The sequence below is a fragment of the Dyadobacter sp. HNCC25DJ184 genome (assembly GCF_056895215.1).
Map to the genome: position 1 here is coordinate 263,471 of NZ_JBXHAQ010000003.1, position 14,294 is coordinate 277,764.

Consider the following 14,294-nt stretch of genomic DNA (forward strand, 5'->3'; position numbering starts at 1 on the left):
CCACGAAGGCACAGGTACTAGTATAAAATGTCCTTTTTATTTGACCATAGCTTTTAATTATTTGACAATTGAACGACCTGGCGCCCCCGAACCTTTCCTGACTACCCCTGACCGCCATGTATCTATATTTCAATATTCATTTTTTTCCATGCAAATTCTACCGTTCGTTACAGCTGATTTACCATTTTTAACAGCACTCCAACCATCTGATTGGGGTGATCTTGTTCCGAGATTTCAGTATTTCATTCAGTCTGCGTTTTGCGAACCGCTGAAAATCTCCGTTGATAATCAAATCGTCGGAATAGGTACAACGATGCTTCATGCTGATACTGCCTGGCTTGCGTGCATTGTTGTTCACCCGGAATATCGAGGTATGGGTTTGGGGCGAATCATAACTAATGCGCTCATTGACAGTATTGATCGTGAGACCTACAAGACTATCTACCTGGACGCGACCGTATATGGTTTCCCCCTTTATCAAAAATTGGGATTTGAATTGGAAGCCGAGTATACTCACCTCAAAGTAGAAGCTCCGTTCCCTGTTTCAGACGTGCCCAGCGAAATTGTTCCATATAAGCCCGAACACCTTGCAAGGATATGTCAACTTGATTTTGACGCGTATGGCGAAGATCGAAGGGGCATATTGGCCGACTTTATCGTAAAGTCCTTCGTTTACGTAAAAGATGAAAAGATCTCAGGTTACTATATACCCGGCTGGGGAGACTTTCCCATTGTGGCTGAAAATGCCGAAGCTGGTAATGCGTTATTGGTGTTTAGAACTCAGCAAATCGAGAGAGCCATATTACCTTCTGCCAATATCTTCGCAATAGACCAGCTTAATAGCCTTGGGTTTGAAAAATACAAAGTTTCCAGACGAATGCGCCTGGGACCTGAAAGACCATGGAATCCACTTTGCATATACAATAGAGTGAGCGGCCAGCTTGGTTGATAGTTAGGATCTGTTGTCAACGCAAAGTCAAGTCCCCTATTTTGGAGAATTCCGTGTGGGGCGCCATAGCCTTCACTTTTCCTTGTTTATCAAGCAATATGAAGAACGGGGTTTCGCCCACATGATAGCGATGATTGAAGCCGTAGCTTTCCGGAACAGGCACGAAGCCACAATTTCTCTTCGGAATTTTTTGCAGGCATTCCTCACGGTTGTCTAAAGTGGTACCCAACGACACAACATCAACTCCCCGACTTTTCTGATCGTTGATGAAATCGGTGATTACCTTCGTCGCCGCCTGGGAGTATAGTGGCTTTTCGTATCTGATCCAGAAGCCGAGTAACACAAATTTACCTCTTAATCTCTCTGAGTCATAAGTAACTCCATCCAGTCCTTTCATTATAAAATGAGGCAACTCCTCTCCTATTTCCGGCATCAGGTCTTCGTCGAACGAAATAACATGATCATTTTGGCGTGAAGATATTCTGGTCAGCCAGAAGGAGGATGCTATACCATATTCGTCGAAGACCGGCTCCAATTTATAAGACCCGGGGTTTGCCCTTTCCAGTTGCTCATATTCTTTATAACTGAGCTTCTTTCTCGTCGATTTATTAATGATAACCGACTGGCTGTTAATCACAATTTGCTGACTAACTTTACCGCTATACCGTTTCACATTTTCCTGAGACAATCCTTCCTCATATATCAGGAAAATAATTGCCACCATCAATCCCCAACCCTTGAACGATACCATTATTCTATATTAAAATATTCCAACCCTATCTGTAATTTTATATCTTCCGATCCTTGCTATAACTAAAACACGGCACATAATATTTTACTGACTCGACAGAATTGGTTAGAGAATAAGATCCGGAATAATATAACAGCCACAATTTTAGCCATTTATGCATTTAAGGAAATTTACGAACGATGATATCAAACTCCTGATTAGCTGGGTAACCTCTTCCGAATTGCTGTTCCAGTTTGCCGGCCATTCCTGGCATTTCCCGCTGGACGATGAAGAGCTTTCTGTCTATTTTTCATTCAATAAAGATCGCCAGGCTTATATTATGGAGGATCAAAATTTGCAGGCAATTGGTTTTGGAGAGATTATCTATGATGACAATCCTTCGCCTCGATTGGGTAGATTGGTCATCGGATCATCAGAAAAACGAGGACAAGGATACGGTTCAGAAATGGTTCACCTGATGGTAGAGGAATGTGTAAGACGCTACAATCCGGAAATTGTGCATTTATTTGTACTCGAAAATAACGAACCTGCTATTCACTGCTATTTAAAGTGTGGTTTTGTGATGCAGCCAAATACTTTCATACACTTTGGGGACGATCTCCACCAAAAAGCCGTTTTAATGACACTGACTTTAAAAAACCAAGCGGAGTGAATAGAATAACAAGAAATATTGTCATTGCTTTTGTGCTGTTAACAAACATCGGGTGCGACCAGATTTCCAAGGATTACGTGAGAAGCAAAGTCGGGGACTTTCAAACAATCCATCTGATTAAAGACTATTTAATTCTTACCAAAGTCGAAAACACTGGTGCTTTTTTAAGCTTCGGAAGTTCCCTTCCTTATAGTGTCAAATTCTTTATTCTCGCTATTCTGCCATTACTTGTACTGAGTTATGGCCTGGTATTTCTGTTCACGAGACGACATCTAACCACAATAAGTGCGCTGGCTTTGGCTTTTGGGATCGGCGGTGGAATTGGAAATATTTATGACCGTATCATCCACGGCTCCGTCACAGACTTCCTTCATATTGACCTGGGATTCGTTCAGACCGGCATTTTCAACATGGCCGACGTGTCGATAACGTTTGGATTGCTGTTATACTTTGCCCAGACTTATTTGAAAAGAAGCAAATTGATTTAAGTATTCCCGGCAAACTGGATTTCTAAACGCAGAGTTAGGGGAGTTTTGCGCTGAGATTCTCAGAGTTTTTTCTTTCAGATTACACTTCGTCGTGAATTTGTGTCTTCGAATCTTTGTGACAATTGCTAAGCATTAAAAAAGCCTCCCGTTGGAGGAGGCTCTCATTTTATAATTTATTCGACTTTAACACTTAGACGCCAACAGATTTGCGAATGATATTCAATGCTGAACCAGCCTTAAACCATTCTATTTGTTGTGCATTGTAAGTATGATTTACAGGAAACGATTCACTTGTGCCGTCAGCATGATGCAAAACGATAGTCAATTGCTGACCTTCTGCAAACGTCTGAAGTCCAACTATATCAATCGTATCGTCTTCCTGAACCTTCTCATAATCAGCAGGATTGGCAAAGGTTAGAGCTAACATACCTTGTTTCTTAAGGTTTGTTTCGTGGATACGGGCGAACGATTTTACCAAGATTGCCCGAACTCCAAGGAAGCGGGGCTCCATAGCCGCATGCTCGCGAGACGATCCTTCGCCGTAGTTTTCATCACCCACAACAATCGTTCCGATCCCGTCAGCCTTGTAATAACGCTGCACAGCCGGTACCTCGCCATATTCACCAGTTACCTGGTTTTTAACGGTGTTGGTTTTCTCGTTGAAGAAGTTAACAGCACCTATCAACATGTTGTTTGAAATGTTGTCAAGGTGTCCACGGAATTTCAACCATGGACCAGCCATTGAGATATGGTCAGTCGTACATTTTCCTTTGGCTTTAATCAAAAGTTTAAGGCCTGTCAGATCGGTACCTTCCCACTCTTTGAATGGATCTAAAAGCTGAAGACGATCAGAAGTTGGGCTAACCAAAACCTGAACCTGGCTTCCATCTTCTGCCGGTGCTTGATATCCCGCATCTTCAACAGCAAAACCTTTTGTCGGAAGCTCCAAACCGCTTGGTTCATCGAGCATCACTTCAACGCCCTCAGTATTAACCAGTTTATCAGTACGTGGGTCGAAAGTAAGACGACCTGCAATAGCTAGAGCCGTTACGATTTCCGGAGACGCCACGAAAGAGTGCGTATTTGGGTTACCATCCGCCCGTTTCGAAAAGTTACGGTTGAAAGAGGTAATAATCGAGTTTTTCTCTCCCTTCTCAGCACCATGACGGGCCCACTGACCGATACAAGGCCCGCAAGCATTCGCCAATACAACGCCACCAATTTTAGCGAAAGTGTCAAGGAAGCCGTCGCGCTCAACCGTATATCTTACCTGTTCCGAACCCGGAGTGATGGTATATTCAGAAGTAACTTTTAGTTTTTTATCAACCGCTTGTTGCGCCAGGGAAGCCGCACGGCTCACGTCTTCATAAGAAGAGTTTGTACACGAGCCGATCAAACCAACCGACAATTCTTCAGGCCATCCGTTTTCTCTCACTGCAGTCGCAAATTTAGACAGTGGCCATGCCAGATCCGGAGTGAAAGGTCCGTTAACATGCGGTTCAAGTGTTGAAAGATCCAGCTCGATCAATTGATCATAATATGCTGCCGGATCTGCTAAAACGTCATCGTCTGCACGAAGGTACTCTGCAACTGCATCTGCAGCATCAGCAACGTCAGCACGTTCAGTGGCGCGAAGATATGCAGCGCTTTTTGAGTCATATGCAAAAATGGAAGTCGTTGCGCCGATCTCAGCACCCATATTACATATAGTACCTTTTCCAGTTGCCGAAAGACTTTCCGCTCCTTCGCCGAAATATTCAACTACATATCCTGTTCCACCTTTTACGGTAAGCTGACCCGCCACCCAAAGAATTACATCTTTTGCTGCTGTCCATCCGCTCAGTTTACCAGTCAGTTTAACACCGATCAGTTTGGGCATTTTCAATTCCCAGGCTAATCCTGACATTACATCACTGGCATCAGCACCTCCAACTCCGATCGCGATCATACCCAAACCACCCGCGTTCGGCGTGTGTGAGTCTGTTCCGATCATCATGCCACCTGGAAAAGCATAGTTTTCAAGTACAACCTGGTGGATTATACCAGCGCCAGCCTTCCAGAAACCTAGACCATATTTATCGGAAACCGATGATAGAAAATCGTATACTTCCTTATTCTTGTTCACCGCATTTGCCAAATCCTTAACCGCTCCAACTTCCGCCTGAATAAGATGGTCACAGTGAACAGTTGACGGGACAGCTACTTTAGGCCTGCCCGCCTGCATAAATTGCAACAACGCCATTTGAGCCGTTGCATCTTGCATGGCAACCCTGTCCGGCGCAAAATCTACGTAAGACTTACCCCGTTCATACATCTGCGAAGGAGTACCCTCCCACAAGTGAGAGTAAAGTATTTTTTCTGATAGAGTCAAAGGTTTGCCTACAACTTTACGTGCAGCTTCCACCCTTTCCTGCATGCGGGCATAAACGCCCTTAATCATATCTAAGTCAAATGCCATAGTAATTAAATTAAAGCTTATACATTCACACTTATCTACAAGAACTGAGCCACCAATGACTATCTGCTCAATTGTTTGACAGGAGGTGCAAACTTGGTCAGGTCGATGCCGACAACAGCAGCCTTGTATTCGTCCATATTTGGGATTCGTCCAAGGATTGCAGAAAGTACAACAACTGGTGTGGATGCAAGCAAAGATTCTCCCTTTTTACGCTCTGAATCTTCAACGACTCTTCCCTGGAAAAGACGAGTTGAGGTCGCTAATACTGTATCGCCTTTAGCAGCCTTTTCCTGATTACCCATGCAAAGGTTGCATCCAGGTCGTTCAAGATACATCATATTTTCATATTCAGTGCGTGCCGCGCCTTTCGGAGCATTATCGTTGAATTCGAAACCAGAGTACTTTTGTAAAACATCCCAATCACCTTCATTTTTGAGCTCGTCGATGATGTTATACGTTGGCGCTGCCACCACAAGCGGCGCATGAAACTCAACCTTACCTTGTTGCTCTTCGATATTCTTGAGCATCTGAGAAACAATTTTCAGATCGCCTTTGTGAACCATACACGAACCGACAAAACCAAGATCTACTTTCTTATCTCCGCCATAGAATGACAGCGTCCGAATAGTATCATGCGTGTAGCGCTTGGAAACATCTTTATTATTAACATCAGGATCTGCAATCATTGGCTCTACGATCACGTCAAGGTCAATAACGACCTCAGCATAATACTTTGCATTCGCATCCGGAACAAGAGCAGGTAACTCACCCGATTTAATTTCTGTAATTCTTTTATCAGCCTTGTTGATCAATCCCTGAAGAACCTGTCTGTGATTGTCCATGCCCTTGTCGATCATGATCTGGATTCTGCCTTTCGCAATTTCCAGCGATTCGATCAAGGTATCATCCTCAGAAATACAAATCGAAGCTTTTGCCTTCATTTCGGCAGTCCAGTCCGTAAAAGTAAATGCCTGGTCGGCAGGAAGCGTTCCGATATGAACCTCGATAATTCTCCCCTGGAATACATTCTCCCCACCGAATTTCTGGAGCATCTGCGCCTGTGTAGCATGAACCACATCGCGGAAATCCATATGCTCCTTCATATCTCCTTTGAATGTCACCTTCACTGATTCAGGAATTGGCATAGACGCTTCACCTGTAGCAAGTGCAAGTGCAACCGTTCCTGAGTCAGCACCAAAAGCAACACCTTTGGACATTCTTGTGTGAGAGTCACCACCGATAATGATCGCCCATTCGTCTACAGTGATATCGTTAAGAACCTTGTGAATCACGTCCGTCATGGAGTGGTATTCACCTTTTGGATCCCGAGCTGTGATCAGCCCGAAATCGTTCATAAACCTCATCAGTTTCGGAATGTTTGCCTGCGCTTTCTTATCCCACACTGAAGCAGTGTGACAGCCTGACTGATATGCTCCGTCGACGATTGGCGAGATAACTGTTGCAGCCATAGACTCAAGTTCCTGCGCAGTCATAAGACCCGTGGTATCTTGTGACCCTACGATGTTAACTTCCACACGAACATCCGATCCGGCATGTAAAACCTTACCCGGTGATATCCCAACAGCGTTTCTGTTAAAGATTTTTTCAACTGCAGTCAGGCCTTGCCCCTCATGAGAAATCTCTTTCGATGGAGCATATACAAGAGGAATTTCAATTCCCAAAATCTTCGCTGCAACTGTCTGGATTTTCTTACCGAATACGATTGCGTATGATCCTCCGGCTTTTATAAACTCCATTTTTTGCGGAGTCAATGCCTTGGAAATGTCAATCAATTCCTGATCTCCATTGTAAAGCTTCTTTTTCTTTGTATTGATCGTTAGTACGGTGCCTGTAGCGACAGAATATACTTCCTCAAGAATAGGATCCCCATTTTCATTGCGGACAATGTTACCATCGGCATCCACTTTTTTCACCCAGTTTTTGAGATCGATACCAATACCACCAGTAACGTCGACCGTTGTGAGGAAAATTGGAGATATACCGTTTGTACCGCCAACAATCGGCGCAATATTCACAAATGGAACATATGGACTTGCTTGTTTACCGGTCCAAAGTGCCACGTTGTTTACCCCTGACATTCTTGATGAACCCACACCCATCGTACCTTTTTCGGCAATCAACATCACACTTACGCCAGGATGTTTTTCCTGCATAGCCTTAATTTCCTCCTGAGCCTGAGGAGTGATCATACATTTACCGTGAAGTTCCCGGTCCGAACGAGAGTGGGCCTGATTTCCGGGTGAGAGTAAATCCGTAGATATGTCGCCTTCGCCAGCTATAAACGTAACAATCTTAATTTCCTCCGGGACGTCTGGTAGTTTAGTGAAAAACTCAGCCTGAGCGTAGCTTTCAATAATTTCCTTCGCAATCGCGTTGTCATTCTTAAAGGCCTCTTTCAGGCGATCTACATCCGCATCGTAAAGGAAAACCTGGGTCTTCAGTACGTCTGCAGCTTCTTTCGCAATAGCCGGATCATTACCCAAAGCCAGATCAAGAAGCACTCCGATCGAAGGGCCTCCCTTCATATGTGACAGTAGCTCGAAGGCAAAACCAGGAGTGATCTCACTTACCAACGATTCACCGAGAATGATCTCCTTCAAAAACTTGGCTTTTACACCAGCGGCACTTGTGGTTCCCGGTAAGGTATTGTAAATGAAAAATTTGAGAGAATCTTCGCGATACTCGTTATCTGTATCTTTAATCTGTGCAATTATTTCGCTTAACAATTCTGCACCATCAATTGGCTTCGGATTAAGCCCTTGGGTTTTTCTTTCTTCAATCTCTTTGATGTAATCCTGATAAGCCATAGTAAAAATTTCAGTATTGGAATAATCTGTTGTTAATTAAACGCGCAAAATACAAATTTCGCGAATATCTATCGGGCTTCTATACGTTTTTCAACATTATTTAGCATCATTATATACTAAGCCCTTTATTTTACAACTGTAATAGTTAAGGATTTGTTCTTATAAATGCCGCATTGTCACAAAAAAACCGCTGCTTTCGGCCAGTTTCTGATTTTAATTTTGAGGGCTATTTGCCAAGTACTTTGAATTTTTGAAGGTTTCTCTCCTATATTTGAGCCTCTAAACAGCCACTTATTATATTAAGCCAACAGTTATGTCAAAAAATCTGGTGATCGTTGAGTCACCGGCGAAGGCCAAAACCATTGAGAATTATTTAGGACAAGACTTCACGGTAAAGTCAAGTTTCGGGCACGTTCGTGACCTTCCGGAGCATGATATGGGTGTCGATGTTGAGAATGGTTTTCAGCCATCGTATGAAATTTCATCTGACAAAGTTAAGGTGATCAGCGAGCTCAAAAAGCTGGCTAAAGGGGCGGAAGTATGGCTGGCAACGGATGATGACCGTGAGGGAGAGGCAATATCATGGCACTTGAAAGAGGCACTGGGACTACCGGATTCTACCAAACGAATTGTTTTTAGAGAGATTACGAAAACGGCGCTTCAAAACGCAATATTAAAACCTCGCACCATTGATTTTGATCTCGTTGATGCCCAACAGGCAAGAAGGATATTAGATCGTTTGGTTGGATATGAATTATCGCCCGTTCTTTGGAAAAAAATAAGAATCGGAAAAAATAATCTTTCTGCCGGCCGTGTGCAGTCGGTGGCGGTAAGAATAGTAGTGGAACGCGAGAGAGAAATCGAAGCATTTCAAACCAAGGGTAGTTTTAAAGTTACCGCACATTTTGATCTGGGAAATGGTAAAGTTTTAACCGCAGAACTTCCAAAGAATTTCCCGGCAGAAGGTGAAGCGATGAATTTCGTCCAAAAATGTGTTGGAGCCAGCTTTTCGATAAAAAGCCTCGAAACCAAACCTGCGAAAAAGTCTCCCGCACCGCCGTTTACCACTTCTACGTTACAGCAGGAAGCGTCAAGAAAACTCAGTTTCTCAGTTGCGCAAACCATGCAGGTTGCCCAAAGACTGTACGAGGCGGGAAAGATATCCTATATGCGTACTGACTCGACGAATTTATCAGAGGAAGCGCTTGCCAAGTCCCGTCAGCAGATTACTACGGAATATGGCCCTGAATATTTTTTCCAGCGAATTTTCAAGACAAAATCGGAGTCGGCACAGGAAGCTCACGAAGCCATCCGTCCAACGGATTTTTCGACCACTCAGGCCAGCTCAGATCGTAATGAACAACGGCTGTACGATCTGATATGGAAACGCGCCATTGCATCACAAATGTCTGACGCTCAACTGGAAAGAACAACCGCAACAATTGCAATATCGTCAACCAGCGAAGAGTTGGTAGCTCAGGGCGAAGTTATCAAATTTGAAGGTTTTCTAAAGGTATATCTTGAGTCAAGCGACGAAGAAGATGAAGAGCAAAAAGGGATGTTGCCGCCATTGAATATCAATCAGATATTGAATCTTAGCGACTTAAAAGCAACAGAAAGATTTACCAGAAATCCACCAAGATATACAGAAGCCAGTTTGGTGAAAAAACTGGAAGAAATGGGCATTGGCCGTCCGTCTACATACGCACCGACTATTTCGACCATTATCCGAAGAGAATATGTAGTCAAGGAAGATCGGGACGGAATGGAACGCGATTTCAGAGAAATTACTTTGAAAAATAACTCAATTACCTCGAGAGTCGCAAAGGAGAATTATGGTGCTGAAAAGTCAAAATTATTCCCGACCAGCGCGGGTATGATTGTGAACGATTACCTGGTTAACCATTTTGAGGATATCGTCGACTATTCGTTCACCGCCAATGTCGAAAAAGACTTTGACCATATCGCAGAGGGGAAACTTCCATGGCAGCAAATGATCAAAAACTTTTACCAGCCGTTTCACAAAAAATTGAATGAGGTAAAAGAAGAAGCAATAGATAGAAGCCTGACTTCCAGAGATATCGGGGAGGATCCTGTTTCCGGAAAAAAGGTGTCGGTTCGTATCGGAAAATACGGCCCCTATATTCAGATTGGTGATGCAGAAGACGAGGAAAAACCAAAATTCGCGAGTTTGCTAAAAGGCCAGTTGATGGAAACCATCAAGTTGGAAGAAGCTTTGGAGCTTTTCAAACTGCCACGGACTGTCGGAACCTTTGAAGACAGTGAGTTGACTGTAAATATTGGCCGCTTTGGGCCATATGTAAAACATACATCCAAGTACTATTCGCTTGCGAAAACCGACGATCCGATGACGGTTAGCGAGGAACGTTTGATAGAAATTATTCAGGAGAAAAGGTTGCAGGAAAGTAATCGTACCATTAAAGAATTTGCTGAAGATGCTGAGGCAAAAGTTTTGAACGGTAAGTATGGTCCATATATCGCTTTTGGAAAGAAAAATGTCAAAATTCCGAAAGGCACCGAGCCATCGGCTTTAACATATGAGGAAGTTGTAAAGCTCGCAGCTGAAACACCTGATAAGCCAGCAGGAAGGTTTGCAAAAAAAGCGGCGGCACCAAAGGAGACTGTTGCAAAAAAACCAGCAGCTAAAAAAACTGCTGCCAAAACGACGACAGCAAAGAAGGCGACAAAAAAGAGCTAGATTTAAATTTTAGCTACAATCTCTTAAAGGTTCAAAGATTATAACAAAGGTTATGTCCTTCTTTGTCTTTTCGAGTCGTTGTGGCAATCACACCCAAAGAATGAAAAGCTTCAACTGATCCTCATTTTAGAACAGCCCTTTTCAGTCCGTTTTATGAAGAAAAAACTCGTTGTACTGTCTGGTGCTGGAATCAGTGCCGAAAGCGGAGTGAGCACGTTCAGAGATAACGGCGGACTTTGGGACAACTATAGAATTGAGGATGTCGCCACACCTCAGGCATGGCGGGTCAATCAGGATCTGGTGCTTGATTTTTATAATCAAAGGAGAAAACAAGCGTTATCGGTTGAGCCTAATGCCGCTCATTTGAAGCTTGTGGAACTGGAAAAGAATTATGAAGTAACGATCATTACTCAGAACGTCGACAACCTTCATGAGCGGGCAGGATCTTCCAATATCGTTCATTTGCATGGAGAACTTTTCAAAGTCAGGAGTACCAAAAATCCGAAACTGGTATACGATTTGAAAGGCTGGGAATTGAAAAAAGGAGATCTGTGCGAGCTTGGGAGCCAATTGCGACCCCATATCGTTTGGTTCGGAGAAGAAGTCCCAATGATGGATACTGCGATTGATATCACAACTCAAGCAGACATATTTCTTGTTATAGGCACATCGCTGGCGGTTTATCCCGCTGCGGGTCTAGTGCATTATGTTCAGGCGGGAAAACCGATCTATCTCATTGATCCTGCAAAACCGGATATCGTTTTGAAGCCTAATATGCATTTCATCAAGGAAAAAGCCACGGTTGGAATGGCAAAATTGATGGAGGAATTGAAGAAAACGCAGGAATAAAGTGGTAAAGCTTGGTCAGTAAACAGTCAGGTAATTGTCAAGTATCGTCGGAAAAATGGTCAAGTGTAGTCAGGAATTCGTGAATACACCTGACAATAAATGACAATTTCAAACTGCCCATTACAATAGCTGAATACCCTGAAAAAAACTGACAACCTCCTGACCACCATTGACAAAATTTAATAACGTAACTTATAAAGAAGAAAAAAATGCAGCTACTTGACGGGAAGGCGATTTCCTCCCAGATAAAATCTGAAATAAAAATTGAAGTCGATCAATGGGTTGCCTCTGGTGGCAAAAAGCCACACTTGGCCGCAATATTGGTAGGGCAAGATGGGGCGAGCCAGACATACGTTGCTTCCAAAATAAAGAGTTGTGAAGAAATAGGCTTCACTTCTACCCTGCTTAAATTCGAAAGCGATATTACGGAAGAGGCTCTTCTAGAAGCTGTTGAGTCGCTAAACAATGATCCTGAAATAGACGGATTTATCGTTCAGCTGCCGTTGCCAAAACACATTTCCGAAAATACAATTATGGAAGCTGTCGATCCTAAAAAGGACGTCGATGGATTTCATCCGATCAACGTCGGTAGAATGTGCAAAGGGCTTCCGGCATATATATCCGCAACACCATTCGGAATTCTCGAAATGCTGACTCGCGCGAAAATCGAAACGGCAGGAAAGCATTGCGTGGTAATAGGTCGCAGCCAGATCGTCGGACTACCGATGAGCATATTGATGCAGCGTAATGAATACCCGGGAAACTGTACAGTTACGATTACCCATAGCAAAACACAAAACCTAAAAGAAATTTGCCAAACTGCCGATATACTGATCGTTGCATTGGGCCGTCCTGAATTTGTTACTGCGGATTACGTAAAAGAAGGCGCCGTAGTAATAGATGTAGGTATTTCAAGAATTGAAGATGCTACTAAAAAAAGCGGTTTTTCAATCAAAGGAGATGTTAACTTCGCTGACGTAGCTCCAAAGTCAAGCTTTATCACCCCGGTTCCGGGAGGAGTTGGTTTAATGACCATATGCGGGTTGCTGACGAACACGCTCAAGGCTGCGAGAAAAGAGATATATGCCTGATAATCAGCAAAGCGAAGTATCTGAATGATGATGCTTCGCTTTGATTTTATAACCAGGTAAGGACTTTCTTTAACAAGTTCACCATTTTCGGGCCATATGGCGGATATATAAACTTGATCGTTCCAAATCTTCTTTTAGTCACTCCTTTCGGATTAGTAAATTCCTGAAACCCGTAATATCCATTCGACTTTCCGATACCACTGTGATTAACGCCTCCGAACGGCACCTCCGCATTTCCAAACTGCGTCAACACTTCGTTGACCAAGGCATTTCCGGAACTGGTATTTTCCAAAACATAGTCGATATTTTTTGATTTGGATGAATGAATATATAATGCCAACGGCTTTTCCATTGCATTGATATACTTAACTGCCTCTGACAATTCCGAAAACTCAATAATTGGCAAAAGCGGTCCGAATATCTCCTCCTGCATAACCCGCATGGAGGTGCTTACATTAGTCAATAATGTGGGCTCAATAAACCGTTGATTAACAGTTGAATTTCCTCCAAATGCAAGATTTGCGCCATTTTGAAGCGCTTCGTCCCGTAAAGAAACCAGGCGGTTAAAATGCTTATCATTGATTATCCGACCATAGCTAGCTGATTTGTCTACTCCCTCATTCCCAACGTTATACATCTTTACAATGGCTGCCTTTAAAGCCTCTATCAATTTTTCTTTAACATCCTTTTGAACCAGAATATAGTCTGGAGCAATGCAGGTCTGTCCGTTGTTATAAAATTTGCCCCATACAATCAGTTCGGCCGTGCTTTTTATATCAGCTGTCTCATCCACGATACTTGGCGACTTACCTCCCAACTCCAGGGTTACAGATGTAAGGTTCGCCGCGGCAGCCTTCATTACTTCCTTTCCAACAGCAGTACTACCAGTAAAAAATATATGATCAAATGGCAATTGAAGCAATTCTTGTGACACGGAAGGCCCGCCTTCGATCACCGCCACTTCATCTCGCGGAAACAAATCACCCACCAACTTGGCTACAAAAGCAGAAGAAAATGGCGAATATTCAGAAGGCTTGATAATGCTGACACATCCCGCTGCAATAGCATATATCAATGGTTTCAGAGGCAAACTGATCGGATAATTCCAGGGCGACATGATCAGTGCATTTCCCTTTGCCTCATAATGGATATATGATGACGTTCCGATCGAAATCAGCGTGTTGGGCATTCTTCGGGGTTTTAACCACCTTTTCAAATGCTTTCTCACATAACTGATTTCAGTAATTAAAACCGACAGCTCCCCGATGATCGCTTCAGAAGCAGGCTTGCCCATATCCGCACTTGCTGCCTGGCAAATCTCATCGGTATGCGCTAGGAGATACGTTCGAAGCCTTTCTAACTTTTCCAGTCTCGTTGCAGTGGACGTCAGACTGGTAGCTCGCCTGTTCCTTTTTTGCAGTTCAAATATTTCAGCCAGATCAAGCGTTGGTGTCTTCATAGGCGTGTTCGTTATAGCAATTTAAACGCAGTAGGTTCAAGCGTTAGATA

The 14,294-nt window shown here is 43.4% G+C and carries 10 protein-coding genes; 6 read left to right on the top strand and 4 right to left on the bottom strand.

From position 1 onward, the window contains the following. The first annotated feature begins 148 nt into the window (after positions 1-148). Entirely contained in the window at positions 149-949 is an 801-nt protein-coding gene (locus tag AC1XUD_RS06170; RefSeq protein ID WP_483360094.1) for a GNAT family N-acetyltransferase, read from the top strand. 16 nt (positions 950-965) lie between these two features. Here AC1XUD_RS06170 and AC1XUD_RS06175 read toward each other — a convergent pair whose 3' ends face one another. Then, on the bottom strand, positions 966-1,700 hold the full coding sequence (locus AC1XUD_RS06175; RefSeq protein ID WP_483360095.1) for a TlpA family protein disulfide reductase: 735 nt from the start codon (positions 1,698-1,700) through the stop codon (positions 966-968). 154 nt (positions 1,701-1,854) lie between these two features. On the opposite strand from AC1XUD_RS06175, the gene AC1XUD_RS06180 reads away from it, so the two are divergent. After that, positions 1,855-2,352, top strand: a complete 498-nt coding sequence (locus AC1XUD_RS06180; RefSeq protein WP_483360096.1) for a GNAT family N-acetyltransferase — start codon at positions 1,855-1,857, stop codon at positions 2,350-2,352. Next, positions 2,349-2,840, top strand: a complete 492-nt coding sequence (gene lspA, locus AC1XUD_RS06185; protein ID WP_483360097.1) for a signal peptidase II — start codon at positions 2,349-2,351, stop codon at positions 2,838-2,840. Before AC1XUD_RS06180 ends, lspA begins: the two co-directional genes overlap by 4 nt. 190 nt (positions 2,841-3,030) lie before the next feature. Here the strand turns inward: lspA and AC1XUD_RS06190 are convergent, their stop codons facing one another. Next, complete coding sequence (locus tag AC1XUD_RS06190) at positions 3,031-5,298, bottom strand: aconitate hydratase (RefSeq protein WP_483360098.1); 2,268 nt, start codon at positions 5,296-5,298, stop codon at positions 3,031-3,033. Positions 5,299-5,357: 59 nt separating this feature from the next. Beyond that, positions 5,358-8,126 carry a bifunctional aconitate hydratase 2/2-methylisocitrate dehydratase gene (locus tag AC1XUD_RS06195; RefSeq protein WP_483360099.1) on the bottom strand — a complete coding sequence of 923 codons (2,769 nt, stop codon included), beginning with the start codon at positions 8,124-8,126 and terminating at the stop codon, positions 5,358-5,360. A 313-nt stretch (positions 8,127-8,439) separates the two neighbouring features. Here AC1XUD_RS06195 and topA point away from each other — a divergent pair, with 313 nt between their 5' ends. From topA to AC1XUD_RS06210, 3 genes are all read left to right on the top strand, one after another. Beyond that, positions 8,440-10,845, top strand: coding sequence for a type I DNA topoisomerase (topA, locus tag AC1XUD_RS06200; protein WP_483360100.1), 2,406 nt, complete (start codon positions 8,440-8,442; stop codon positions 10,843-10,845). 153 nt (positions 10,846-10,998) lie between these two features. Next, complete coding sequence (locus AC1XUD_RS06205) at positions 10,999-11,694, top strand: SIR2 family NAD-dependent protein deacylase (RefSeq protein WP_483360101.1); 696 nt, start codon at positions 10,999-11,001, stop codon at positions 11,692-11,694. A gap of 209 nt (positions 11,695-11,903) precedes the next feature. Beyond that, entirely contained in the window at positions 11,904-12,785 is an 882-nt protein-coding gene (locus AC1XUD_RS06210; RefSeq protein WP_483360102.1) for a bifunctional 5,10-methylenetetrahydrofolate dehydrogenase/5,10-methenyltetrahydrofolate cyclohydrolase, read from the top strand. A 46-nt stretch (positions 12,786-12,831) separates the two neighbouring features. Here the strand turns inward: AC1XUD_RS06210 and AC1XUD_RS06215 are convergent, their stop codons facing one another. Next, a complete protein-coding gene (locus tag AC1XUD_RS06215) occupies positions 12,832-14,244 on the bottom strand; it encodes an aldehyde dehydrogenase family protein (RefSeq protein WP_483360103.1) in 1,413 nt (470 codons plus the stop codon). Positions 14,245-14,294: the final 50 nt, after the last annotated feature.